We start from the raw sequence: 19,956 nt of genomic DNA, 5'->3' as shown, positions 1-19,956 counted from the left end.
TCACCTACTGTTCTTTTTCAGGTTTAAAGTGTCCTGCGTAAACCCCACAAATAACGACATCATTTGGCAACGCCTTTACAGTTGCATAATCGTCATTTTCCGGAATCAATGAAATAAAGGGTTGCTCTACAGACCATTTTATCCGCTTTAAAGTACCATCTTCACCATTTATAATTGCTGCAACAATTTGCCCATTGTATTCAGCCCATTTCGCTTTCCGCATAAATACTATGTCACCATCATCTATGCCAGCATTTTGCATTGATTGTCCTTGTACCCGCAACGCGAAATCTGGACGCTTATTCTTTTGCAAAGGGTACTGAACAAACTGTTCAATGTTTTGTTGAGCGAGCAAACCATCACCTGCACATATTGTCCCAACAAGCGGAACACCCATGCTAAGTTCTTCGGGGTAAATACCATTTTGATCATTATCAACATTTTGATAGTAGTCTTGTCTTCCTAAAAGGTAATCAACAGAGACTTTATGATAATCAGCTAGCTTGCTAACCATTTCAATGTCTGGTCGCGCGAAATTGTTTTCCCAAGAGTTGTACCGCGCTCTCTTAATTCCCAAAATATCAGCCATCTGATCTTGGGTTAACCCCTTCTTGTTCCTCAACTCAGCAATAACTTTACCTAAAAGCATTACAAAAACCACCTATCAAATGTGATAATTAAAATATCAAAAACGTATTGACGATAATCTAATTATCAAATATAATCTGAACTAAGAAGGGAGGGAAATAAATGGCACAGGTAAGGTCAGCCTTTAGAGACAAGCGTAAGATGAAAGGCTTAACACAAGCAAAACTGGCAAGTTTGGCTGACAAGTCTACAGTTTATATTCGAATGATCGAAAACGGAACATTTACTCCTGGCAGAGACACTATGTTCCTACTTGCATCCATCCTTGATTCGACCGTTGAAGAGTTGTTTTCGGATTACTTCGCTAAGATTCATTCCACCCCAAATAATTCAAAAGCGATAATTTAATTATCTATAACGAATTATAGGTGATATGTTGATTATCGTCAATAAGTACTTTTACAACTTTTTGCAAAAAAGTTTATTTGTCATGCCTTTGTTGATAATTAAAATATCGGAAAGGGGGACAATCAGTGCTGCATATGTTAAATCGAGGTGATGCAGTGATGGAAAAGCACAACGGAAAGTTTGCTGCTGTATATCACTTTGGTGAAACCACCGTCTTTATTGATGACTCGTGCATGGTTAAAACCCCTGAGGAAAGAGAAAAAATCTTGGATGAGATTAGGGCAGAGGGCATCCAAATACTTAAAGAAGAAGCTAGAAGGAGGATCAAAGAAATTAGTTGACAATTCTGTTTCTTGTTTGAGCAGCGGCTCTTAGGAGTCGCCTTGGTGGACAAGCTTTGAAAGGAGAATGCTGAATGTACAAGATAACCGCTTATTTTTGTCAGTCTTACTTCGGTTACGTCCGTGTACCAGGGACAAATGATGTCGTGTTGTTCGATACCCAACTTCAGGCGAACGAGCATGCCAAAACAGTAAACGCACCGCCAGGTGTAGTTTTGCGGGTGGAATCGGTTGAATAACGGCATAAAATTCCTAATAAAAGGAGATGAAAGCATGAGTCAATTGCAAATCATTCAAGAAAATGGACGGTTGTTGGTGGATAGCCGAGAAGTGGCCGAAATGATCGGAAAGCGACATGACCATTTACTAAGAGATATCGATGGTTATGTAGTAGTTTTAACAAAAACTGCTGCCCCCAATTTTGGGGTGAGTGATTTCTTCATCGAAAGCACCTACCAAGACAGTACAAACAGAACCCTAAAATGCTATTTTCTCACCCGCAAAGGTTGCGACATGGTTGCAAATAAAATGACTGGCGAAAAAGGCGTACTCTTTACAGCAGCCTATGTCACAAAGTTCGAAGAAATGGAACGACAAGTGGTTAACCCATACCTCGGACTCAGCAGAGAGTTGCAAGCAATCTTCACCATTGACAAAAAGACTCAAGAAATCGAAACCCGCGTTGAAAAGCTCGAGGATAACATGACCATCGACTACGGACAACAGTTGTCCTTGCAGAAGGTAGCAAAAAATCAAATCCTCACAATCGTCGGCGGCAAAGAAACGCCTGCATATCAAAACAAGCCTCTTCGGGACAAGCTATTCAGTTCCATCTGGAGTGACTACAAGGATTACTTCAATGTTGGGTCCTACAGGGATACAGCGCTAAAAGATTGCGATAGGGCAAAGGAGTATCTCAAACAGTGGTCGCCACAAGGAAAGCTTTTACGCGAGGTAGAGGAAGCAAATCAGCAGCTTACATTTGTCAGTTAAAAGCAACATGCAATCAAACATTTTAAAGAAAGTGGGGTTTTTAAAATGAACATCGAGATATCTGATCATCTCAATTTGGTCAGACATACAATCAATCATTTCAACTATACGCCGCCATACGATATGGATGAAGATGATCTGTTTCAAATTGGGTGCATGAGTTTAATGAAAGCAGTCAAGAAGTTTGATCCATCGCTAAATTATAAGTTCTCAACTTATGCGGTTGTCTTAATAAGATCCGAATTAAATCGCGCTCTTGATTATTACAAACGAAATAATCGAAGCAAGGTTCGGACAGTTCGGATCGATCAAAAAGTTAAGGAAACAGGAGCGTTACTTATAGAGGTAATTCCTTCTCAACACTCATTAGAGGAGGAGGTGGTGAATCAGGAGAGGATAAGAGAGGCGCTGCGAATTGAACCGATCATTACAAACTATCTTCTTTCTGGGTTAACTCATCTTCAAATAGGAAGAAAAATGGGGATTACTCCACAACGGGTACATCAACGCATAAAAGCTATGAGAAAGAAGTTGATGGCGTGATGGACAAGCTGATCGACCAGGATAGCCGTAGGGCCCTAGCTTATTACCAGCAACTTATGATGACCGCAAAGACAGTAGGCGATATGCGCTTGCATGAAAGCTGTGTAAAGATCACACGTGAATTGAGCAAGCAAATAAAAGAAAAAAGCAGTCTGCTCGTAACAGACTGCCAAATCTCAATATACCCGAGCCTTATTTTAACCGAATGTCGAACGGAGGTCAATCATGAAGCCGTCCAACATCCGTATTAGAGAACTCCAAAAGGAGATAGACAATCTTTCTGTGCTTAGAGATGAAGCGAAATCCGAATGGAATCAGCATTCCGACGAATATCTGCTGCATAAAAATCAAGCCATAGCAGCAGAAAAACGCATGCATGATTTGAACGACGAAATTGAATATAGATTGGCAGAAATTAACGAACTGGAGGAACAGTCAAACAGTTCGGCTCTAATGGAAGTTGTCTGACATCGAGCGTGGCGCAGTCTGTGGAGCTGTAACGATTGTGTAGAGGTAGGGGCACGATGTAACTCGATATTAGGAGTACTTACTATGAATACATGCGATTTATGCGGTGAATATGCCCGTCAATCTGTAACTCTAATGCATGGTATGCATAGATTTGATGGACACGAAAGATGCATGGAGCAAATAAAGAAGATGCTGGACAAAGAAGCAGCAGACCGTGGTGAAAATCCAGAAGTATATCCATTGTGGCCGAACAGAGATTTGAATGTCCCACGAAGACCAGCAGAACCTTCTCAAGATGAGTACCCAGAAGCATGGAAGAAAAAACTGGTTTATTGATAGGAGGCTTGTATATGAGCGAAAAAACGCTAGTCAAGAAACTGGCGCAAGTCATGAAACAAGTCAAGTATATTCAGAAACGCGGCAAAAACAAGTTTCACAATTACACTTACGCCACTGAATCGGATGTATCTGAAAAGATCAGAGAAGAACTAGCTGAACGAAATGTCATGATGATACCGAGTGTCGTTGGTCACTCTACGCGAGAACATACCAATCAAAAAGGGAATCGTGAATACATTTGCACGGTTGATATGCAGTTTACATTCCTCGATGGGGATAGTGGCGAAACGATCACCTTCAATACGATTGGAGAAGGTCAGGATGCGGGTGACAAAGGACCATACAAGGCCATTACAGGTGCACAGAAGTACGCTCTCATGAAAGCGTTCATGATTCCAACTGGTGACGATCCGGAAGCAGATGAAGGTGTAGATCAACGAAATACTGAGCCGCCCAAAAGTGGTGAAAAAGCAGAACCAAATGTCACGTCGAAAAAGTCCGCCACAATTAAAGCAAAATATCAATCGTTTAAAGGTACATTAGATGGATTTGATGATTTTTACCTTGGCTGCATCAACAACGGTTGGAATGAAGCGAAGATTGAAAAGTATCTGACCGAAAAATTGGCTGAAATGAATAAAGGAGAGAATTAGATGAACAAAGTCATTCTCATTGGCAACCTAACAAAAGACCCTGAGCTTAGATATACACCAAACGGCGTTGCAGTAGCTACGTTTACCGTTGCAGTCAACAGACCGCGTGTGAATCAGCAAGGCGAGAAAGAAACGGATTTCATCAACATTGTAGCTTGGCAAAAGCTTGCTGATTTGTGCGCGAGTTATTTGCGAAAAGGTAGACAAGCTGCCATTGAAGGACGAATGCAGACGCGCAGCTATGACAACAAAGAAGGAAAAAAGGTGTACGTGACTGAGGTTGTTGCTGAGAATGTACAGTTCCTGGGCGGAGGACAACAAACAGACGGACAAAAGCCAGCTAACAACGATTTTGACCCATTTGGTGATCCGTTCGCAAATGCTGGAAAGCCTATCAACATTTCAGATGACGACTTGCCGTTTTAGTCGGTGGTAAACATGATGCCATTTAATCCAGCGCCTAAACCTGTTCACAAACGGCGTACTCCTAAACGTAAGGAACAGGGCCGTATTAAGCCACAAACCTACGCCAAGGTTTTTGAGCGCGACAACGGACAATGCATCTTATGTACTCGCGGAGACGGTCTGCAATGCCACCGTCACGTTTATAGATCGCAGCTCGGGAAAGGGACAGAAGACAACCTAGTTATGCTATGCCTCAGCTGTCACGAGTTGGCGCATAGCAGCAAGGTGGTACGAGATCGGATCGGGGAGTATTTGAAAGGTCTGTACCCAAAACAATACGGTCCATAAGGAGGAGCCATGGATCTGTTTGATATCGCAGCAGCGATTCGAAATGTAGCTACTAGACTAGACGGTGTTCCTCGAGAGCTACATGTTCAAGCAAAAGAATATGCCAGCGCAGAACGTGATTATCGCATTGCTTTACGCCAAGAAATATTGAAGCTCCGAGCAGAAGGTTTACCGGTGACACTTATCGCAGATGTAGCGCGAGGTACCTTGGCAGAGCTGAAGTTTAAACGAGATTTGGCAGAATCGTTGTTCAAGTCAGCATCAGAGTCATCGAAGGCCCTCCAAGCTGAATTAAGTGGTTTGCAGTCGATATATCGCAGACAAGATGAAGTTTAATCGTAATTCTCGGAAATTCCGGGAATTTCCCGGAATGGTTGGGAAGTGTTAGGAACGGTCGGGAACAGGTCGGAACAGAAAGGAGGGCTTTTGTGGCTGAAAGACGGATGATCAGTAAAAGCATCAGTGTATCAGAACGTGTGAATGGGTTGTCCGACACTTTTCATATGCTCCTATTCACATGGATGGTACCACATGCAGACGACTTCGGAAGGTTATTCGGTTCACCAATGAAGATAAAAGCATTGGTTGTCCCAATGCTGGACAAGACCATAAAAGATGTTGAAGAAGCCTTGAGCAGCCTGCATCGAGAAGGCTTGATCCAGTGGTATGAAATAGGCGGAGATCAGTTCATTCAGATAGATAAATTTGATCGCCATCAGACCGGATTGCACAAGAGAACAAAGTCTAAATTCCCGGAGCCTCCCGGAAATTCCGGGAATTTCCCAGAAATTCCTTCTGAAGAGAAGAGAACTGAAGAGAACAGAACTGAAGGGAAGGGAAGAGAAGTTGAAGAGAAGGGAAGTGAAAAGAGCCCTGCCGCAACAGACGAAAAAATAGTTCTGCATGATAATGATCCGTTTTCTTTCTATGAACAAAACATAGGTCGTCTCTCACCAACTATACGCCAAGCAATTGATGGCTGGCATGAAGACTTTCCACCAGATGTAATCATCGCAGCAATGAACGAAGCTGTAATCAACAACAAAGGCAATTGGGGCTACGCAAATAGCTGCTTGCAATCATGGTTCAACAAAGGTGCAAAGACGCTGGCTGATGTGAAGGCGCTCCAAATTGAGTATGAGCGCACGAGAGGAGGACAGCAATATGCAGGGGCTAGACAAAATGCTGGAGGATATCGTGGCAAGGGCGGAGCAAGCCCGTTTGATGGCTTCACAGTCCCGACCAAAAAACGAGACATCGATCCAAACCAACCAGACAACTTGCTCTAAGTGCAACGGAGCTCAAGGAATATTGCGGACGTGGTATGAGGACAAGGTGTTCTCCAAATTAGTAGACGGTGAATGGATTAGCGAAACTAGAGAGATAAAGTGTGAAAGTTGGGAATGGTGCAATTGTTATCTGCAAAAACGCACTTTAACTGCGAGCAAGATAAGTGAGGATTTCAGAGAAAAAGGGTTTAAAAACTTTGTCTTGGACGGACGCCCGGCCATTGTAAAAGAGTTATTGCAAGTGGCTAAGGAATACACGCTGAACTTTGAAAAGATACGTAAAGAACGAAGAAATTCAATTGCGTTCCTTGGGAATCCTGGTGTAGGGAAAACTCATTTGCTCATGGCTGCTTGCAACAACCTGATGCATCAGAATGTGCCCGTAACGTACTTCCCTTGGGTGGAAGGTTGGAACGAAATAAAAGACGATTTCGACCTGCTGAACAAGCGCGTGAATATGCTCAAAGAATGTGAGCTGCTATTCATAGACGATTTGTTCAAGGGTAGACCGATGGACGAGCATGGTCGCGGCGGCCCGACAGCATTTCAGTTAGAGCAGCTATTCGGGATCGTGAACTATCGTTACTTAGAAAAAAAGCCCATCATGCTATCGTCCGAGTGGTCATTCGAGAAAATCGTAAAGGCTGACGAGGGGATTGGTTCCAGATTGGTGCAGATGTGCAAGGACTACACGGTAGAAGTAACTGGCAATCCATTCGAATTGAATTATCGACTGATAGGGGAGGAATGAAATGCAAATTGACTACCATGGGAAAACATACACAGTTGTTGATTTCGCCCGTAGCACAGTTTTGCCAGAAGAGTTCATTGTGTTGAAAGGCGATGACGAAATGCTCGTAGCACCAACTCATGATTTATCAGGACTCAAACACGGGGGTGTAAGCCTGAATGAAATCAAACAAGCAATCATTGCGCCGGGACTTAAAACGTAAAGAGGACAGAAAAACAACCAAACTGGAGTCTTACGCAAAGCGTCCAGCGAAGACATACTTCCGATACTGCTAACACGCCTCAGACGGACGGAAACAGGGTAAATTTCAACGGAAGAATTAGAATCGACTGAATACCTGGGCATGAGTAAACGGTTGATTACAGAGCATCCTAGACCTTCATTTCAAAATTCATATAATGATTTGAATGTAGTCAGAGGAGGGAAACCTCAGAAATGAATGGACAAGCATCAAAATTTATCTTCAACGTGTCTCCAATGGGAGCTGTGAGAACCACACAACGACAGAAGTGGGTAGACCCACGCGCGAAAAAATACTACGCCTACAAACAAGAGATCGCTGGTTCGGCAGCAAGCCAATCAACAGTTGGACAACCTACCCCATCACCACTGGCTTTGAAAATGGTCTTCGTGATGCCAATACCGGAGAGTTGGAGCAAAAAGAAACGATGGGACGCGCTTAATAAGGCACACATGACTAAACCTGACCTGGACAATCTCATCAAAGGTTGCACGGACGCATTAAATGGCGTTGTCTGGCAGGATGACAAACAAATCATTGCTGTAGAGGCAACTAAGGTATACGGATTTGAACCGCGGATTGAACTATACGTAACCGAAATGAGGGGGCAAACGGGATGAGTGAAGTAAAGCAGGTGAATGTGAAGATCAAGAAACTGCACCAAGACGCGGTGGTTCCGCAATACGCAAGGGCTATGGATGCTGGGTTCGACTTAGTGGCTGTTGAGGATGTCCTTATCTTACCCGGAGAAAGCAAGAGGGTTCCGACTGGTTTGGCCTTTGCGCTGCCAGAAGGTTACGAATTGCAAATTAGACCGCGTTCAGGAGTAAGTGACAAGACAAAGCTGAGGGTCTCAAATTCTCCTGGAACTGTGGATGCCGGATATCGTGGTGAGGTGAAAGTATTGATGGACAATATAAGTCAACGTTATCCCGGAGAAGAACCAACCATATTGCATATCAACGGAAAAACGGTATTCGAGAGAATGAATTTGGAGCCAATAAAACGGGATGAAGGGGCCTATCTGATCAAAAAGGGAGATCGAGTGGCTCAAGGGGTAATCGCAGTCGTCCCGAAAGCTCAGTTTGAAGTAGTGGACGATCTTGACGAAACGGAACGGGGAACAGGTGGATTTGGCAGTTCGGGGGTGAGGTCATGACGCATGAACAGTGGATGGAATGGCAGAAGAGAGTCATTCGTGAAGAAATGAGGGACGGAGCCAATGAAAAGGCATAAGAAACCTCCGATCAACAACAACAAGACGATGCGCCCAGTGGATGTTGGCAACTTGCAAAAGGCAGCTTCAGCAACCGCAGAACAAGCTAAAGGCATCGTATATGAGGCGTTGCGCCAAGAATTCGGATTTGGACCCGCGAGGATTGCGAAGTTGAAACAGGTTGTTTCTGAGATGGAACGACTCAAGAGTTTTGATAACTGGGTAGATTATACGATCAAACAGAAGATTTAGGATAAGCCTTTCCGTGGCTGCCAAATAGCTCGTGTACATGACGATAAACTCGGACATGCATGTCAGGGAACACAAAAGCAACGGCTCCTTCATCAAGAGTCAACTTATCAGATGGCTGCTCAATCACAAAAGGTATCTCGATAGCTTCTAGAGTTTTTTTCAAATAACTTACATCAGACCAAGGCACTGAATAGTAAAACGACTTTTCCACGTTATCACGCTCCTATTGGAAGCGTAGCACAATCAGATGCAGCAAGAAAAGGAGGATTCACATGAACTTTGTAGAGCCAATTCGCGATAAGGAAAAACTCGAAGAACTGAAAGCACTTTTGAAAAAGCAATCAGCACGCAACGGTTTTCTACTGAATTTTGGTATCAACACTGGTCTACGTATCTCCGACATTCTGCCTCTGAAAGTGGCTGACGTGAAGAACAAGACACACATCGTTATTACCGAAAAGAAGACCGGGGAACCAAAACGTTTCAAAATCAATCAGGCGCTTAAGGAAGCGATTCAAAGCTATATAACTGGAATGAGTGACGATGATTACTTGTTTGCTTCAGAGAAGAGGGCAAAGCCAATTACTCGGGTAAGAGCGTACCAGATTTTGAATGGAACTGCTCGGAAGATCGGTCTGAATGAAATTGGAACACATTCACTTCGCAAGACGTTTGGATATCATTTCTATAGCCGGACACATGACATTGCAACGCTTCAAATGATTCTGAATCATAGTCATCCCCAGATTACGTTGAGGTATATAGGCATTAACCAAGACATTATGGATGAGGCTGTAGACCGATTCAGCTTGTAGGCCACTAGACCAGGAGGTAATGAACTTGGAACTGGATGCGGAACTGAAAGCAATAATTGACATCAAGCTGGATATGATTCTGCTCTTTCCAGAGGACAAGGAATTGCTGATTGATGAGATAAAAGAATTGGTCGATGAATGGGGAAAAACGCACGAATATTGCGAAGTGTGCGGAGAGAAAGTTGAAGTGGACTCTGGATACAGCGGGATCACTACTTGCGATGATGAAGAATGTGTTTACAAGATGCAAAGGGCAAACACGATGTAATAACCGGGAGGCAGCCTCGATGAAACGTGAAATATCAGAGAATCTAAAAAGCATTACTATCGGGCAAGTTTTGGAGTATCAGAAACAGAGGAAAGAAGCAAAAACAATGGGTGATTTCAAGGCTTTGGGCAGGGAAATCCGAGACAGACATGGATTAACAGACAGGGAAGCAATCGCATTGCTTAGCCTAGAGATCAATATTCAAGCTTAACACAAGCTCAATTCAGGAAAGGGAGGAAAGAACGATGAATAGACAAGCAATTTTGGACGTTCTGAACAGCCTGGAAGTGGTTGAAACAAACGGCGGAGATAGCCCATATATTCTTGTTGAAAATAACGAAGATGTTCGAATGAAGCTTAATGCGGTTGGGGTTACCGATGAAGTTATCAACCAGTACGGTGATGATGACTCGTTCGATGTACTAGCTCTCGGATGCGCAGAGGGTTACGCGGATTACTGGGAAAAAGGTAAGTTCGTTGTTTGGGGGCCGATCGATGACGAGCTGCGTTACCGGGTTTTGAACGGCGAAGGAACTGCAACGGATGCCGAGCGACTTCTAAAAGAATTGGAGGGTGGCATTCATCCGCGGGAGCAGGTCAGATGGTTTGCTGGTCAGATGGAGGCAAAGTTGCAGGAGAATGACCACAAAGGTGGCTGGGAAAAGTGTCAGTTTCCATTTCTCTATCGCCGCCTCATTGAGGAAGTACAAGAGCTACGCGTAACATACGATGACCAAAGCAAATCGCTTGAGGATATGATTCGGGAGTCCGCCGACGTTGCCAATTTTGCCATGATGATTGCGGACAAGGCAAGAGGCGTATTATCACAACGGTAATTAAGTCCTCAACTTACAAACGCCTAAAAAGCGTAAGTGCCTCCTGAGATGAAAAAAGTTACCTAAATCAATTGATTTCGAGAATTTGCGGTTGTATGATTTGGGTAACTTAAATCAAAGGTGGCGGATTACATGGCAAGAGGCGGTAAAAGAGAAGGCGCAGGACGTAAAGCAAAAGGAATCACGAGGAAGGTATCTCTGACGTTACCGGAGGATGTTTGGGAGATGATCGATGAATCTGGTAAGACGGTCGCAGAGTTCCTGTTGCATCTGGTTAAGCCAGTTAAAAAAGCGATCCTGTTCAGCACAGAAAATGAGGACTTCCGGTACGCAACCGAGTGCATTGAAAAAGCCAAGCAGATGATCGACGTAAAAGATCATGTGTTCTTCAACGGTGGAGACAAGGAAGGGTACTTCCTGCTCGTCGCAGATTTCGAACTTGACGACGAACAAGCAGCAGAAATCATCAAAAGTTTGAACGCGAACTACACCGATGACGAACTGGACGAAATTATTACGACAAACAAGTCCTTCGAGGTTCGGTAGGGCACAGAACACACGATTTGTAAAAAGGGAGGTGAGATCCTAATGAGTAAAACGAATTTCAATCAGGGAGTCTTTTTCAATCCCGAGACGGTTACGAATGTTTGGGAAACGCCGCAGGATCTGTTCGATAAGCTGAATGAAATGTTTCGCTTCACCACAGACGTTTGCGCTCTGCCGGATAATGCAAAGTGCCAGCAATTTTATACACCAGATCAGGACGGATTGCAACAAAAATGGACAGGCACCTGCTGGATGAATCCACCGTATGGCAGAGAGATCGGCAAATGGGTTCAAAAAGCGTATGAGTCCGCGCAGCAGGGAGCCACGGTCGTTTGTCTGGTCCCAGCAAGAACGTGTTCAGAATGGTGGCATCGGTACTGCATGCAAGGTGAGATATGGTTCATTCGGCACCGACTAAAATTTGGTGGGAGCAGGATTAACGCACCGTTCCCGAATGCGGTAGTAATATTCGAATCCAGAACCAAAGGTCATTCATACAAAGCAATCGACAGACACGGGAACTTTATCTCGGCATAGATACAAAACAATCGATTTGTTAAATAGGAGGGGGTTAAATATGAAATTAAATATCAAACATGTTTGTGAGCAATGCAACAAAGAAGCTGAACCAAACAAAGAGAAGAGCAATGAAAATTGGAAAGTCTATGATACCATATGCAGACATTGTGGCGGAAAAGTAAAAATGCAGTTTGATTGATAGCTTTACACATCATTACGTTTGATAAGGGGTGAAGATGGTGGAGTTTTTCAAAATTTCTTATGGTGGCGGTTGTGACACAAAAGTTATCATCGCAAACAATAAATACGAAGCAGTGGGCTACTACCTCTTAGAAGTACAAGAAGGTACAGGGTGTGTTGATGACATTGATGATATTGAAACTATGTCACCTGACCACGAAATTGAAGTGTCGTGCGTTGGATTTCCAGAAACAAAAACCTTGATGGAAATATATAAAGAAAAGCAGTTTTGGGATACACCTCAAGTTGTGATTGGACTCGAGTCGTAAGAATTATTGTGTGAAGGGGAGGAAGGTATCAATGGCTTGCGTGATCCAGAACATTGAAACAGGGAAGTACATTAAGCACAACGGAAATTACAACCCTGAGCAGTATTGCTACGACGATGTTGATAAGCAAGAGGATGCGGAACAGTTCCCCAATCTGCAACATGCCTTTTACGCAGCTACCTGGTATGCAGATATGTTCGAAAAGTGGCGTGTAATAGATGCGGCTACAGGAGACTCCTATGTTAAAGATGAAAACCGGAGGTTCGTAAGGGAGGCAACGGCATGACGACTGCTATTGAGTGGACGGACACGGTATGGAATCCAGTCACCGGTTGCAGCAAGGTGTCAGAGGGTTGTCGCAATTGCTACGCTTTTGCACTCCATGACATGCGACATAAGGCTTTTCAAGAAGGGAAGAGGCTTCCACAGCAGTACGCAAAACCTTTCAAGGAGTTGCAACTATTCTCTGAACGACTCGAACAGCCAGTTAAGTGGAAGAAGCCGCGAAAGATATTCGTGAACAGCATGAGTGACTTATTTCATAAGGATGTTCCCGGATGGTTCATCAAACAGGTATTCGACATCATGATGAAAGCTGACTGGCATGTGTACCAGGTCTTGACCAAACGTGCGGATCGGATGCGGGAGATCGTAACAGCTTACCTGGAACATGAAAAACTGGACAAGCTGCCACCTCATATCTGGATCGGAGTATCTGTGGAGAATGAGGATGCCAACAGGGAACGTGTCCACCATCTTGTAAAGACAAAAGCATCGGTTCGATTCCTTTCCTGCGAGCCGTTGCTGGGCCCGATTGATTTATCTGTACATCTTAATTGGCTCGAGCGTGATACGGGAAAACCATATATCCATTGGATCATTGCTGGAGGAGAATCCGGCTCCAATGCTAGACCAATGCGCCAATACTGGGTGGAAAGCCTGCGCGATCAGTGCAAAGAGTTTGGAGTGGCCTTTTTCTTCAAACAGTGGGGAGAGTTCTTACCTCATGAAGACGATGATGAGGACCCGGAGTTCTGGGTTACTGACGAGGGCGCAGGGTTCGTTCATACGAGCATCCCAACTGATGATGATTGGGATTACATGAATCGGGTTGGAAAAAAACGAGCTGGTCGCCTGTTGGACGGGCAAGAATGGAACCAGTTTCCGGATGGAGGGGAACGGGATGCAAATTGACGGTCAAGAAATTCCCGTTTATGACGATCTTGCGGACATGACCATGGAACAATTAAGGGCTGAGCAAAAGCGTCTCGGCCCGATCTACACAAAGCGATTTGATTTGCAATTCGAGGAATACATGGCGATCAGGATTTATGTAGCCATCAGCATGATGATCGAGAACATCGAGCGAGGCGTAAATCGCTGGCATCGAATTGACAGTGGGAGGGAACGGGATGCAAGCAGGACGTGAGTTGGATGCGAAAGTGGCAGAGGCACTAGGATTTCAAGGTGTAAAGTATGGACGTGATGAGGTAGGAGAATACGCTCATATGATTTCCGAAGAAGGTCATTCCCTTGGGAAAGTAGTGAATGTGCCGAAGTTTTCTACTACTGGTGACGGAATGCTACAACTCATTGAGGCAGCAAGGTTACAAGGTATTTGGCTTGATCATGAAACCTTTGCAGATGGGTATGAAGTGAATGCATGCGTATATCGAAGCAAACTCTCTAGGACAGTTCTCGCCGATTCTATGTTCAGAGCAGAGGACCTACCTGGTGAATACGCTCGAGTCTACATCAAGGCTAAAGAGGCAGTTTAACATAAGAGAAATTGTGGAAAGGGGAATAGATGAATGGATATGAGATACGGTGTTAGACTGGAAGGTTTACTGGTGGAGACATATGACACGCCAGAAGAAGCATACGACGATGCTCGGTACGCTTATGAGGAGAGTGGCTTGTTTCACGAAGTTGTCATGGTGCTTCCGACAGCTCGCGGTCTGAACGACTAAAGCCACGATAAATGGAGGTGCAGGAATGTCTTTTGAGAAGTTACAAGGAATTGAAGGCGGTTCAGGTGGGTGTGCGTGCTGCGGTTATCAATACCGACATTTACCTATGGAAAGCTTGATTGCTGTTGGATTCGGTGTTGCACAGGTGACGAAAAATGGTGAAGTAGTCTATGACGAACTGGATCTAAGCGACGAAGAACCCTTTTGGACTACGCAAGACGCAGAAGACATTGCGAAGAATGACCCAGATAATGATTGGCGCATTCATTTAGAAGCACCGTTGAGCGAGAGGCACTATCAGCGACAAGGAGACGGACTTTGGGTTTTGTACAAAAAAGGTACGGGATTTGCTTGACATACTTTTTTCGAATAGAGCAAGAGAAATTGTGATAAGGAGAGTGAATGATGAAAAAAGTGCGATTTGTTGAAAGCAATACGAAGAACGTCAAACTCGATAAGTTAGAGGAGCAGATAAAAACTGAAATAGAGATGATTAAAAAGTTTGCTCGGACAAGTAATCCGTTGGTCGACATAAAAATCGTGGCGCACGAAAGAAGAGAAGTTGCTCCGGATTAAATGAGAAATTGTGATGAGGTGAGGGAAGTGGAAGTAAAAACGTACCCCGAAATGAATGCTCAAATCAAAGAATTCTTGCGACTTTCAGATTTCCCAACAGACAAATACGCAGCGAAGCGCATCGAAGAGTTGGAAGACGAAAACAGTCATCTGTTGGAACGAGAGAAGAAACTCATAGTAGCGTTGAAAAAGATCGCCTACTGGCAGTATCCGGGTCGTCTGATTGCTGATGAAATATTGAAGGAGTTTGGGATTGACGAGGAGGCTGTATGACCAAATCATTCAATTGGGGCAACATTCTTCTCTGGGGCGTAGGTTTTGGCAGTCACGTTGTTATGGTGTGCCTTGGTCCACTGACGTTGTTCATTGACAAACCGATGAAGATAATCAAAAGACGCTGATTTAACATACTATTTCGGGAGTGAAGAAGATATGAACCTTGGACAGTTTGATCAACTCGTTACAGCTCTTGGTGAAATGGCTGTCACCATGGCGAATTATATGAAAAAACTAGAGTCTGAAGGATTTACACGTCAGGAGGCATTTCAATTATGTGTGAGACTTCAAACAGATTTAATAACCAGTAACAAAAAATAAAGGGTGGCGACGACAATGATCACACAAGAAGACGAGATCAAAATGATGGCAAAAGTAATGGCTCATCGTAACCCGATTATTGACCGACTAGATCGCCAAACAGAAAAGTGGATCAGGAAATATGGTCACACAATCGATAAATCCGGTCATCTTAAGTCAATGGAACAACATTGTGAATACGCGCTTGAAGAAGCGACCGATTTGATTGTCTATCTGGAGGATTTGAAGGCAAAGGTTATTCGGTTAGAGAGACGTGAAAGCAAACTGATCGAAGCAATTGGATTGATTGAAGATAGGGCCAAGGAAGGGCTGGACGATGAAGATAGATACGGGCAGGAACGAGCTCTGCAAATCATATTGCAACGTTGCCAGCAATTAGAACGTGCTTTGTATGAAGAAAACTAGGAGGCGATAGATTGAGCTTGATGGAAAACTTTGACCATACCTATAACGAATTGATCATGGAGATTGATGTCCTCGAAACCAGGATCAAAGATCTTGTCACAGAAAGGCGGTTCCTGCTCAAGAGTATGGATGCGAACGCGCCAAAAGGTATGGGCGCGGTTGACTATTCAAGAGATCGAGTTCAATCAAACTTCGTACCATTCCCACTCGAGAGAATCATCGAACGAATGAATAAGATTGATGAGACGATTGAACAACTCAGAGAACAACTCAAGGCAAAACGCGAGACGTTAAGACAACTAGACAGTCTGTTATCGCAGATGGATGGACTGGAATACAAAGTTGCATTTATGAGGGACAAGCTAAATATGAAGCTCCATGAAATCGCAGAAAAACTAGGATACAGCCACGACCATATCCGACGGATTTCCAGCAGGATGAAAAAGATGCCACATCGATGCCACATACAGCATAAAATTTCTAGTGTAAACTAGGATATAAGCCAAGGTAAAGGGAAATGTTTGAACTCCCGGAACTGAACAAGGGATCGGGGATATCCTGGTCGACTCCCACATACGGTCGATTCCATCTGGCGTAATAAATCTGGCTAGATGACGCGCCACATACTAGTTGATGGATAGACGGGAGACAAGCCGCTCAGAAATGGGCGGTTTTTTTATTGGAGGTGGGACTGATGAAATGGTTATTAAGATTTCTCAGGCGTATGGCTCCATGTAATGAACTTCAGCCCCGCAATCGACAGGAAAGAAGGCGTGGACGATCCTGGTAAATAGGCGCATAGGAAACAGGGACTAACGTTGCGGCACTCTTAATCTTTGTCTCGTGTGCTTCTTATTCGATTACTCCAATCCTGGTTGCGATCATCCATGATCATAAACACCAAACGCAGCTCATACCCGTTCTACCTCGGGCAACCGCGACCACAGTGGCGAAAGGATTGGATCGTGGCGGCAGCCTCACGCCGAAGAAAGTGGGGTTAATTGAAAGGTAATTACATAGGACTTGTGGAATAAACACAAAGAATCGGTAAAGAAGAGTAAGGGGGGAGTAAATTGGAGTTTGAAAGAGGCATATTGATGGTTGATGTACTAGATGCCATTAACATCACACACTACTTATCTGAGGGGCAATTGGGATTGCCTGAAATATTAAAATAAGAGAGTTTCACTCATGGATTTGATCTAAATCTTGTGACAGAAATACAGCTAAACGCCCATGCTAAAGAGAGGTATCCTGCAATGCAGGAGATGCTCCGAAATGCCTTGGAAACATATAAGCAACAGAATAAATATTGAGCCGTTCGATTGAATGGCTCTTTTTATTTTGCAAGACAAACCCAAACAATGGCGGTGGTGAATATGTAATGGCAAGAGCAAGAGACCCAAACCGAGACAAAGCATTCGAGATATGGCAACAAGTCAATGGCGATATCAAGCTAAAGGATATAGCTGACCAGCTTGGCATATCTGAGGGCACTGTCCGCGGATGGAAGAACAAGGACAAGTGGGAATCCCAAAACAGCGGATCGTCTGATCATCCAGCACAAGAACACATTATAGAAGCCGATGAACTGTATGATCAAGCTGTCTGTATTGTAGTAGATGTACAGATGGCCTCTGCCAGCCTCTTGCAGCGACGATTACGAATTGGATACACCCGCGCAGCAAGGCTTATTGATCTGATGGAGCAGAAGGGTGTTGTTGGTCCCTATGAGAATAACGAGCCTCGCAAGGTATTCATAAAAAAAGAAACGACACTACAAGCACCGAAAGTAGATTCTGCTCCAAAACCAACGGAACGTTCCAATCAAACGGAACGGAACGCTCCGAAAGTTACGGAACGCTCCAAAGAGAAAGTGGAACGTATCGATCCTCCGCTGGAAGATGGTAACGAAGATGGGTCTCTGACTGAAAAGCAGAGGCTTTTTGTTTTTGAGTACCTTCGAGATTTCAACGCCACCCGAGCTGCAATGGCTGTCGGTTACAGCAAGAAAACAGCCTATTCTATCGGATGGGAGAACCTGAGAAAACCTCAGATTCAAGCTGAAATCAAACGTCAGAAAGATGCGATGGTCGATGACCTTGGAGTTGGTGTTCAACGAGTGATCGCAGAGTATATGAAGATAGCGTTCGCCGACATTACTGACCTGCTTGAGTTCGGACAAAAAGAAGAACAACTGTTTAATGAAGAAGGTAAGCCTATCCCCGATCCGGTCACAGGAGAACCTCTAACCTACAAGCGCAACTTTGTATCTTTCAAGAACAGTGATGAGATTGACGGCACAGTTGTTGGCGAGGTCAAGCAAGGTAAAGACGGCGTATCCATCAAGCTGCATGACAAGATGAAAGCCTTGGAGAAGCTTGAAAAATACGTTGGCTTCATGACCGAAGAGCAGCGCTTGAAACTTGAGAAGACCAAGTTAGAGGTTGCGCATTTACGGGGTGATGATGACCAACAAGAGGACGACGGATTCCTTGAAGCCTTGGATGGAAAAGTACAGGACATTTGGGACGATGATGAAGAGGACAGTGAGGGATAAAACTTATGCATGATTTATACATTTTCGGCTCGGGAAATAATTTGCCTGAAACGCTAAAAACCGCGATATAAAGCGATTTGCATAATCAATGTATAAATGCGAGTTATCCACACTACAGACAAACCGCTCTGTTATCACGTTCTTGCAAAATGTTTGAGTCAGATAATAAATATTATGTTAACCGGAAATGTATATCGTATTCATTTTTGTGAGGAGGGAATGAGGTGCTGAAATAGATGAAGAAAGCAAAATCATCCTCCTTCAAATGGAGTCCATTATCTAACAAACAGCTAAAGGTACTAACGTGGTGGCGTCCCGACTCTCCTGTAAAGGATAGGGATGCCATTATTTGTGACGGTTCTGTACGTGCCGGGAAAACAGTAGTTATGTCCCTTTCGTATGTGGCGTGGGCAATGGACTCTTTCGAAGATGAGAACCTTGGTTTAGCTGGCAAGACGATAGGGGCACTTCGCAGGAATGTGCTTCAACCGTTAAAGCGGATTCTCAAAGGGCGCGGATATAAAGTCAAAGATCATCGAGCAGACAACTATCTAACGATCACGTACAAGGGTAAAACGAATTATTTCTACCTGTTCGGCGGTAAAGATGAAGCATCGCAGGATTTGATCCAAGGTATTACTCTTGCTGGAATGTTCTTCGATGAAGTCGCGCTAATGCCGCAATCATTTGTAAGCCAAGCCACTGCTCGTTGCTCAGTCGAAGGTGCGAAGTTTTGGTTTAACTGTAACCCTGCTGGACCATATCACTGGTTCAAAGAAGAGTGGCTTAACGATTTAAAGAATAAAAACGCGCTACACATCCACTTTACGATGGATGACAACCTGTCGCTGTCACCGAAGACAAAAGAACGCTATAAGCGCATGTATACAGGCATCTTCTTCAAGCGATACATTCTCGGATTATGGGTGCTGGCTGAAGGCATCATCTACGACATGTGGGACGATGACGAGAACACATTCGATGATGAAGACTTGCCGCCTGGATTCAAGATGCTAGCTCAACGGTATATCTCTATGGATTATGGGACAAGCAATCCCATGGTCTTCTTAGACATTTGGGACGATGGGGATACGTGTTGGATATTGAATGAGTATTATTATGACGGACGGGCAAAAGGTCAAAAAGACGATAGTCAGTATGCTGATGATTTTGAGCAGTTTGTCGGAACTGAACATATGCCCATTTATTCAGTCTTGGACCCTTCAGCAGCAAGCTTCAAGATCGCCCTACGGAATAGGGGATATCGAGTTAAGGATGCAGATAATGACGTGGAAGATGGCATCCGAAACGTAGCAACGATGATTGCAAAGCGAAAATTGCGTGTTCACCGGAGGAATTGCCCAAACTTCCTGATAGAGCGAGCAAGTTACATCTGGGATGAGAAAGCAGCGAAGAATGGTAAGGAAAAGCCGATTAAGCAAAAAGACCACTGCATGGACGCGGGCAGGTACTTCGTGAAGACAATCATTAAGCCAAGAAGATTGTCAGCTTAGACT

General features: G+C 44.1%; 41 protein-coding genes. 39 read left to right on the top strand and 2 right to left on the bottom strand.

Going from position 1 to position 19,956, the window contains the following annotated elements:
- Window positions 1-4 precede the first annotated feature (4 nt).
- Window positions 5-649, bottom strand: a complete 645-nt coding sequence (locus M3630_RS05285; RefSeq protein ID WP_251251473.1) for a LexA family protein — start codon at window positions 647-649, stop codon at window positions 5-7.
- 101 nt (window positions 650-750) lie between these two features.
- Between M3630_RS05285 and M3630_RS05280 the strand changes: the two genes are divergently transcribed.
- The 17 genes from M3630_RS05280 (at window position 751) to M3630_RS05205 (ending at window position 8,838) form a co-directional block, all read left to right on the top strand.
- Window positions 751-996, top strand: coding sequence for a helix-turn-helix transcriptional regulator (locus tag M3630_RS05280; protein WP_173611635.1), 246 nt, complete (start codon window positions 751-753; stop codon window positions 994-996).
- A gap of 125 nt (window positions 997-1,121) precedes the next feature.
- Entirely contained in the window at window positions 1,122-1,337 is a 216-nt protein-coding gene (locus M3630_RS05275; protein ID WP_251251472.1) for a hypothetical protein, read from the top strand.
- A gap of 74 nt (window positions 1,338-1,411) precedes the next feature.
- Window positions 1,412-1,576, top strand: a complete 165-nt coding sequence (locus tag M3630_RS05270) for a hypothetical protein (RefSeq protein WP_251251471.1) — start codon at window positions 1,412-1,414, stop codon at window positions 1,574-1,576.
- Between the two features lie 34 nt (window positions 1,577-1,610).
- Entirely contained in the window at window positions 1,611-2,330 is a 720-nt protein-coding gene (locus tag M3630_RS05265; RefSeq protein ID WP_251251470.1) for an ORF6C domain-containing protein, read from the top strand.
- Window positions 2,331-2,375: 45 nt separating this feature from the next.
- Complete coding sequence (locus tag M3630_RS05260; protein ID WP_251251469.1) at window positions 2,376-2,873, top strand: sigma-70 family RNA polymerase sigma factor; 498 nt, start codon at window positions 2,376-2,378, stop codon at window positions 2,871-2,873.
- Between the two features lie 225 nt (window positions 2,874-3,098).
- On the top strand, window positions 3,099-3,341 hold the full coding sequence (locus M3630_RS05255) for a hypothetical protein (protein ID WP_251251468.1): 243 nt from the start codon (window positions 3,099-3,101) through the stop codon (window positions 3,339-3,341).
- A gap of 84 nt (window positions 3,342-3,425) precedes the next feature.
- On the top strand, window positions 3,426-3,680 hold the full coding sequence (locus tag M3630_RS05250) for a hypothetical protein (RefSeq protein WP_251251467.1): 255 nt from the start codon (window positions 3,426-3,428) through the stop codon (window positions 3,678-3,680).
- A 14-nt stretch (window positions 3,681-3,694) separates the two neighbouring features.
- Window positions 3,695-4,336 carry an ERF family protein gene (locus tag M3630_RS05245; RefSeq protein WP_251251466.1) on the top strand — a complete coding sequence of 214 codons (642 nt, stop codon included), beginning with the start codon at window positions 3,695-3,697 and terminating at the stop codon, window positions 4,334-4,336.
- On the top strand, window positions 4,337-4,762 hold the full coding sequence (locus tag M3630_RS05240) for a single-stranded DNA-binding protein (RefSeq protein WP_251251465.1): 426 nt from the start codon (window positions 4,337-4,339) through the stop codon (window positions 4,760-4,762).
- Between the two features lie 12 nt (window positions 4,763-4,774).
- Window positions 4,775-5,089, top strand: coding sequence for an HNH endonuclease (locus M3630_RS31115; RefSeq protein WP_353057215.1), 315 nt, complete (start codon window positions 4,775-4,777; stop codon window positions 5,087-5,089).
- A gap of 9 nt (window positions 5,090-5,098) precedes the next feature.
- Window positions 5,099-5,425 carry a hypothetical protein gene (locus M3630_RS05235; RefSeq protein WP_251251464.1) on the top strand — a complete coding sequence of 109 codons (327 nt, stop codon included), beginning with the start codon at window positions 5,099-5,101 and terminating at the stop codon, window positions 5,423-5,425.
- Window positions 5,426-5,655: 230 nt separating this feature from the next.
- Window positions 5,656-6,378 carry a DnaD domain-containing protein gene (locus M3630_RS05230; RefSeq protein WP_251251463.1) on the top strand — a complete coding sequence of 241 codons (723 nt, stop codon included), beginning with the start codon at window positions 5,656-5,658 and terminating at the stop codon, window positions 6,376-6,378.
- Window positions 6,272-7,129, top strand: a complete 858-nt coding sequence (locus M3630_RS05225) for an ATP-binding protein (protein ID WP_353057217.1) — start codon at window positions 6,272-6,274, stop codon at window positions 7,127-7,129. The genes M3630_RS05230 and M3630_RS05225 overlap by 107 nt, the downstream gene beginning before the upstream one ends.
- Before the next feature lies 1 nt (window position 7,130).
- Window positions 7,131-7,331 carry a hypothetical protein gene (locus M3630_RS05220; protein WP_251251462.1) on the top strand — a complete coding sequence of 67 codons (201 nt, stop codon included), beginning with the start codon at window positions 7,131-7,133 and terminating at the stop codon, window positions 7,329-7,331.
- A 233-nt stretch (window positions 7,332-7,564) separates the two neighbouring features.
- Entirely contained in the window at window positions 7,565-7,990 is a 426-nt protein-coding gene (locus tag M3630_RS05215) for a RusA family crossover junction endodeoxyribonuclease (protein WP_251251461.1), read from the top strand.
- Window positions 7,987-8,529 (top strand): dUTP diphosphatase, encoded by a 543-nt coding sequence (gene dut, locus M3630_RS05210; protein ID WP_251251460.1) that lies wholly within the window; start codon window positions 7,987-7,989, stop codon window positions 8,527-8,529. Before M3630_RS05215 ends, dut begins: the two co-directional genes overlap by 4 nt.
- 63 nt (window positions 8,530-8,592) lie before the next feature.
- Entirely contained in the window at window positions 8,593-8,838 is a 246-nt protein-coding gene (locus M3630_RS05205) for a hypothetical protein (protein WP_251251459.1), read from the top strand.
- Here the strand turns inward: M3630_RS05205 and M3630_RS05200 are convergent.
- Window positions 8,822-9,049, bottom strand: a complete 228-nt coding sequence (locus tag M3630_RS05200; RefSeq protein WP_251251458.1) for a hypothetical protein — start codon at window positions 9,047-9,049, stop codon at window positions 8,822-8,824. The two genes, M3630_RS05205 and M3630_RS05200, sit on opposite strands and share 17 nt — an antisense overlap.
- A 61-nt stretch (window positions 9,050-9,110) precedes the next feature.
- Here M3630_RS05200 and M3630_RS05195 point away from each other — a divergent pair, with 61 nt between their 5' ends.
- The 22 genes from M3630_RS05195 (at window position 9,111) to M3630_RS05085 (ending at window position 19,953) form a co-directional block, all read left to right on the top strand.
- On the top strand, window positions 9,111-9,653 hold the full coding sequence (locus M3630_RS05195; RefSeq protein WP_251251457.1) for a site-specific integrase: 543 nt from the start codon (window positions 9,111-9,113) through the stop codon (window positions 9,651-9,653).
- A gap of 25 nt (window positions 9,654-9,678) precedes the next feature.
- On the top strand, window positions 9,679-9,921 hold the full coding sequence (locus tag M3630_RS05190) for a hypothetical protein (RefSeq protein ID WP_251251456.1): 243 nt from the start codon (window positions 9,679-9,681) through the stop codon (window positions 9,919-9,921).
- Between the two features lie 19 nt (window positions 9,922-9,940).
- On the top strand, window positions 9,941-10,132 hold the full coding sequence (locus M3630_RS05185; RefSeq protein ID WP_251251455.1) for a hypothetical protein: 192 nt from the start codon (window positions 9,941-9,943) through the stop codon (window positions 10,130-10,132).
- Window positions 10,133-10,166: 34 nt separating this feature from the next.
- Complete coding sequence (locus M3630_RS05180; RefSeq protein ID WP_251251454.1) at window positions 10,167-10,757, top strand: hypothetical protein; 591 nt, start codon at window positions 10,167-10,169, stop codon at window positions 10,755-10,757.
- Window positions 10,758-10,889: 132 nt separating this feature from the next.
- The gene (locus M3630_RS05175) at window positions 10,890-11,303 is read left to right on the top strand and encodes a hypothetical protein (protein ID WP_251251453.1); all 414 of its coding nucleotides are present in this window, start codon (window positions 10,890-10,892) and stop codon (window positions 11,301-11,303) included.
- A gap of 42 nt (window positions 11,304-11,345) precedes the next feature.
- Window positions 11,346-11,840 carry a phage N-6-adenine-methyltransferase gene (locus M3630_RS05170; RefSeq protein ID WP_251251452.1) on the top strand — a complete coding sequence of 165 codons (495 nt, stop codon included), beginning with the start codon at window positions 11,346-11,348 and terminating at the stop codon, window positions 11,838-11,840.
- Window positions 11,841-11,880: 40 nt separating this feature from the next.
- Complete coding sequence (locus M3630_RS05165) at window positions 11,881-12,021, top strand: hypothetical protein (protein ID WP_251251451.1); 141 nt, start codon at window positions 11,881-11,883, stop codon at window positions 12,019-12,021.
- Window positions 12,022-12,058: 37 nt separating this feature from the next.
- Window positions 12,059-12,331: a hypothetical protein gene (locus tag M3630_RS05160; RefSeq protein ID WP_251251450.1), complete on the top strand. Its 273-nt coding sequence runs from the start codon at window positions 12,059-12,061 to the stop codon at window positions 12,329-12,331.
- 31 nt (window positions 12,332-12,362) lie between these two features.
- Window positions 12,363-12,617: a hypothetical protein gene (locus M3630_RS05155; RefSeq protein WP_251251449.1), complete on the top strand. Its 255-nt coding sequence runs from the start codon at window positions 12,363-12,365 to the stop codon at window positions 12,615-12,617.
- Complete coding sequence (locus M3630_RS05150; protein WP_251251448.1) at window positions 12,614-13,525, top strand: DUF5131 family protein; 912 nt, start codon at window positions 12,614-12,616, stop codon at window positions 13,523-13,525. The genes M3630_RS05155 and M3630_RS05150 overlap by 4 nt, the downstream gene beginning before the upstream one ends.
- Window positions 13,515-13,760 carry a hypothetical protein gene (locus tag M3630_RS05145; protein WP_251251447.1) on the top strand — a complete coding sequence of 82 codons (246 nt, stop codon included), beginning with the start codon at window positions 13,515-13,517 and terminating at the stop codon, window positions 13,758-13,760. The genes M3630_RS05150 and M3630_RS05145 overlap by 11 nt, the downstream gene beginning before the upstream one ends.
- Window positions 13,744-14,109, top strand: a complete 366-nt coding sequence (locus tag M3630_RS05140; RefSeq protein ID WP_251251446.1) for a hypothetical protein — start codon at window positions 13,744-13,746, stop codon at window positions 14,107-14,109. The genes M3630_RS05145 and M3630_RS05140 overlap by 17 nt, the downstream gene beginning before the upstream one ends.
- 33 nt (window positions 14,110-14,142) lie before the next feature.
- Complete coding sequence (locus M3630_RS05135) at window positions 14,143-14,301, top strand: hypothetical protein (RefSeq protein WP_251251445.1); 159 nt, start codon at window positions 14,143-14,145, stop codon at window positions 14,299-14,301.
- Between the two features lie 25 nt (window positions 14,302-14,326).
- The gene (locus M3630_RS05130; protein WP_251251444.1) at window positions 14,327-14,656 is read left to right on the top strand and encodes a hypothetical protein; all 330 of its coding nucleotides are present in this window, start codon (window positions 14,327-14,329) and stop codon (window positions 14,654-14,656) included.
- Window positions 14,657-14,703: 47 nt separating this feature from the next.
- Entirely contained in the window at window positions 14,704-14,877 is a 174-nt protein-coding gene (locus tag M3630_RS05125; RefSeq protein WP_251251443.1) for a hypothetical protein, read from the top strand.
- A 27-nt stretch (window positions 14,878-14,904) separates the two neighbouring features.
- Window positions 14,905-15,150 (top strand): hypothetical protein, encoded by a 246-nt coding sequence (locus M3630_RS05120; RefSeq protein ID WP_251251442.1) that lies wholly within the window; start codon window positions 14,905-14,907, stop codon window positions 15,148-15,150.
- Window positions 15,147-15,278, top strand: a complete 132-nt coding sequence (locus M3630_RS30930; protein ID WP_285860238.1) for a hypothetical protein — start codon at window positions 15,147-15,149, stop codon at window positions 15,276-15,278. Before M3630_RS05120 ends, M3630_RS30930 begins: the two co-directional genes overlap by 4 nt.
- Window positions 15,279-15,309: 31 nt before the next feature.
- Window positions 15,310-15,474, top strand: a complete 165-nt coding sequence (locus tag M3630_RS05115) for a hypothetical protein (protein ID WP_251251441.1) — start codon at window positions 15,310-15,312, stop codon at window positions 15,472-15,474.
- A 15-nt stretch (window positions 15,475-15,489) separates the two neighbouring features.
- Window positions 15,490-15,879, top strand: a complete 390-nt coding sequence (locus M3630_RS05110; protein WP_251251440.1) for a hypothetical protein — start codon at window positions 15,490-15,492, stop codon at window positions 15,877-15,879.
- A gap of 11 nt (window positions 15,880-15,890) precedes the next feature.
- Entirely contained in the window at window positions 15,891-16,373 is a 483-nt protein-coding gene (locus M3630_RS05105; RefSeq protein WP_251251439.1) for an Atg14 domain-containing protein, read from the top strand.
- Window positions 16,374-17,263: 890 nt separating this feature from the next.
- Window positions 17,264-18,439: a terminase small subunit gene (locus M3630_RS30925; protein WP_285860236.1), complete on the top strand. Its 1,176-nt coding sequence runs from the start codon at window positions 17,264-17,266 to the stop codon at window positions 18,437-18,439.
- A 236-nt stretch (window positions 18,440-18,675) separates the two neighbouring features.
- Window positions 18,676-19,953, top strand: coding sequence for a PBSX family phage terminase large subunit (locus tag M3630_RS05085; RefSeq protein WP_251251438.1), 1,278 nt, complete (start codon window positions 18,676-18,678; stop codon window positions 19,951-19,953).
- Window positions 19,954-19,956: the final 3 nt, after the last annotated feature.

Source organism: Brevibacillus sp. MER 51 (assembly GCF_023714195.1).
Taxonomy (GTDB): domain Bacteria; phylum Bacillota; class Bacilli; order Brevibacillales; family Brevibacillaceae; genus Brevibacillus.
The sequence above is the reverse complement of the archived record's forward strand: the minus strand, read 5'-3'. Positions and strand labels throughout refer to the sequence as shown.

Bases quoted from the DNA above. Each gene is read 5' to 3' on its own strand.
- M3630_RS05285 (WP_251251473.1), bottom strand. From the start codon at position 649: ATGCTTTTAGGTAAAGTTATTGCTGAGTTGAGGAACAAGAAGGGGTTA.
- M3630_RS05280 (WP_173611635.1), top strand. From the start codon at position 751: ATGGCACAGGTAAGGTCAGCCTTTAGAGACAAGCGTAAGATGAAAGGC.
- M3630_RS05270 (WP_251251471.1), top strand. From the start codon at position 1,412: ATGTACAAGATAACCGCTTATTTTTGTCAGTCTTACTTCGGTTACGTC.
- M3630_RS05265 (WP_251251470.1), top strand. From the start codon at position 1,611: ATGAGTCAATTGCAAATCATTCAAGAAAATGGACGGTTGTTGGTGGAT.
- M3630_RS05260 (WP_251251469.1), top strand. From the start codon at position 2,376: ATGAACATCGAGATATCTGATCATCTCAATTTGGTCAGACATACAATC.
- M3630_RS05255 (WP_251251468.1), top strand. From the start codon at position 3,099: ATGAAGCCGTCCAACATCCGTATTAGAGAACTCCAAAAGGAGATAGAC.
- M3630_RS05250 (WP_251251467.1), top strand. From the start codon at position 3,426: ATGAATACATGCGATTTATGCGGTGAATATGCCCGTCAATCTGTAACT.
- M3630_RS05245 (WP_251251466.1), top strand. From the start codon at position 3,695: ATGAGCGAAAAAACGCTAGTCAAGAAACTGGCGCAAGTCATGAAACAA.
- M3630_RS05240 (WP_251251465.1), top strand. From the start codon at position 4,337: ATGAACAAAGTCATTCTCATTGGCAACCTAACAAAAGACCCTGAGCTT.
- M3630_RS31115 (WP_353057215.1), top strand. From the start codon at position 4,775: ATGATGCCATTTAATCCAGCGCCTAAACCTGTTCACAAACGGCGTACT.
- M3630_RS05235 (WP_251251464.1), top strand. From the start codon at position 5,099: ATGGATCTGTTTGATATCGCAGCAGCGATTCGAAATGTAGCTACTAGA.
- M3630_RS05230 (WP_251251463.1), top strand. From the start codon at position 5,656: ATGAAGATAAAAGCATTGGTTGTCCCAATGCTGGACAAGACCATAAAA.
- M3630_RS05225 (WP_353057217.1), top strand. From the start codon at position 6,272: ATGCTGGAGGATATCGTGGCAAGGGCGGAGCAAGCCCGTTTGATGGCT.
- M3630_RS05220 (WP_251251462.1), top strand. From the start codon at position 7,131: ATGCAAATTGACTACCATGGGAAAACATACACAGTTGTTGATTTCGCC.
- M3630_RS05215 (WP_251251461.1), top strand. From the start codon at position 7,565: ATGAATGGACAAGCATCAAAATTTATCTTCAACGTGTCTCCAATGGGA.
- dut (WP_251251460.1), top strand. From the start codon at position 7,987: ATGAGTGAAGTAAAGCAGGTGAATGTGAAGATCAAGAAACTGCACCAA.
- M3630_RS05205 (WP_251251459.1), top strand. From the start codon at position 8,593: ATGAAAAGGCATAAGAAACCTCCGATCAACAACAACAAGACGATGCGC.
- M3630_RS05195 (WP_251251457.1), top strand. From the start codon at position 9,111: ATGAACTTTGTAGAGCCAATTCGCGATAAGGAAAAACTCGAAGAACTG.
- M3630_RS05185 (WP_251251455.1), top strand. From the start codon at position 9,941: ATGAAACGTGAAATATCAGAGAATCTAAAAAGCATTACTATCGGGCAA.
- M3630_RS05180 (WP_251251454.1), top strand. From the start codon at position 10,167: ATGAATAGACAAGCAATTTTGGACGTTCTGAACAGCCTGGAAGTGGTT.
- M3630_RS05175 (WP_251251453.1), top strand. From the start codon at position 10,890: ATGGCAAGAGGCGGTAAAAGAGAAGGCGCAGGACGTAAAGCAAAAGGA.
- M3630_RS05170 (WP_251251452.1), top strand. From the start codon at position 11,346: ATGAGTAAAACGAATTTCAATCAGGGAGTCTTTTTCAATCCCGAGACG.
- M3630_RS05165 (WP_251251451.1), top strand. From the start codon at position 11,881: ATGAAATTAAATATCAAACATGTTTGTGAGCAATGCAACAAAGAAGCT.
- M3630_RS05160 (WP_251251450.1), top strand. From the start codon at position 12,059: ATGGTGGAGTTTTTCAAAATTTCTTATGGTGGCGGTTGTGACACAAAA.
- M3630_RS05155 (WP_251251449.1), top strand. From the start codon at position 12,363: ATGGCTTGCGTGATCCAGAACATTGAAACAGGGAAGTACATTAAGCAC.
- M3630_RS05150 (WP_251251448.1), top strand. From the start codon at position 12,614: ATGACGACTGCTATTGAGTGGACGGACACGGTATGGAATCCAGTCACC.
- M3630_RS05145 (WP_251251447.1), top strand. From the start codon at position 13,515: ATGCAAATTGACGGTCAAGAAATTCCCGTTTATGACGATCTTGCGGAC.
- M3630_RS05140 (WP_251251446.1), top strand. From the start codon at position 13,744: ATGCAAGCAGGACGTGAGTTGGATGCGAAAGTGGCAGAGGCACTAGGA.
- M3630_RS05135 (WP_251251445.1), top strand. From the start codon at position 14,143: ATGGATATGAGATACGGTGTTAGACTGGAAGGTTTACTGGTGGAGACA.
- M3630_RS05130 (WP_251251444.1), top strand. From the start codon at position 14,327: ATGTCTTTTGAGAAGTTACAAGGAATTGAAGGCGGTTCAGGTGGGTGT.
- M3630_RS05125 (WP_251251443.1), top strand. From the start codon at position 14,704: ATGATGAAAAAAGTGCGATTTGTTGAAAGCAATACGAAGAACGTCAAA.
- M3630_RS30930 (WP_285860238.1), top strand. From the start codon at position 15,147: ATGACCAAATCATTCAATTGGGGCAACATTCTTCTCTGGGGCGTAGGT.
- M3630_RS05115 (WP_251251441.1), top strand. From the start codon at position 15,310: ATGAACCTTGGACAGTTTGATCAACTCGTTACAGCTCTTGGTGAAATG.
- M3630_RS05110 (WP_251251440.1), top strand. From the start codon at position 15,490: ATGATCACACAAGAAGACGAGATCAAAATGATGGCAAAAGTAATGGCT.
- M3630_RS30925 (WP_285860236.1), top strand. From the start codon at position 17,264: ATGGCAAGAGCAAGAGACCCAAACCGAGACAAAGCATTCGAGATATGG.
- M3630_RS05085 (WP_251251438.1), top strand. From the start codon at position 18,676: ATGAAGAAAGCAAAATCATCCTCCTTCAAATGGAGTCCATTATCTAAC.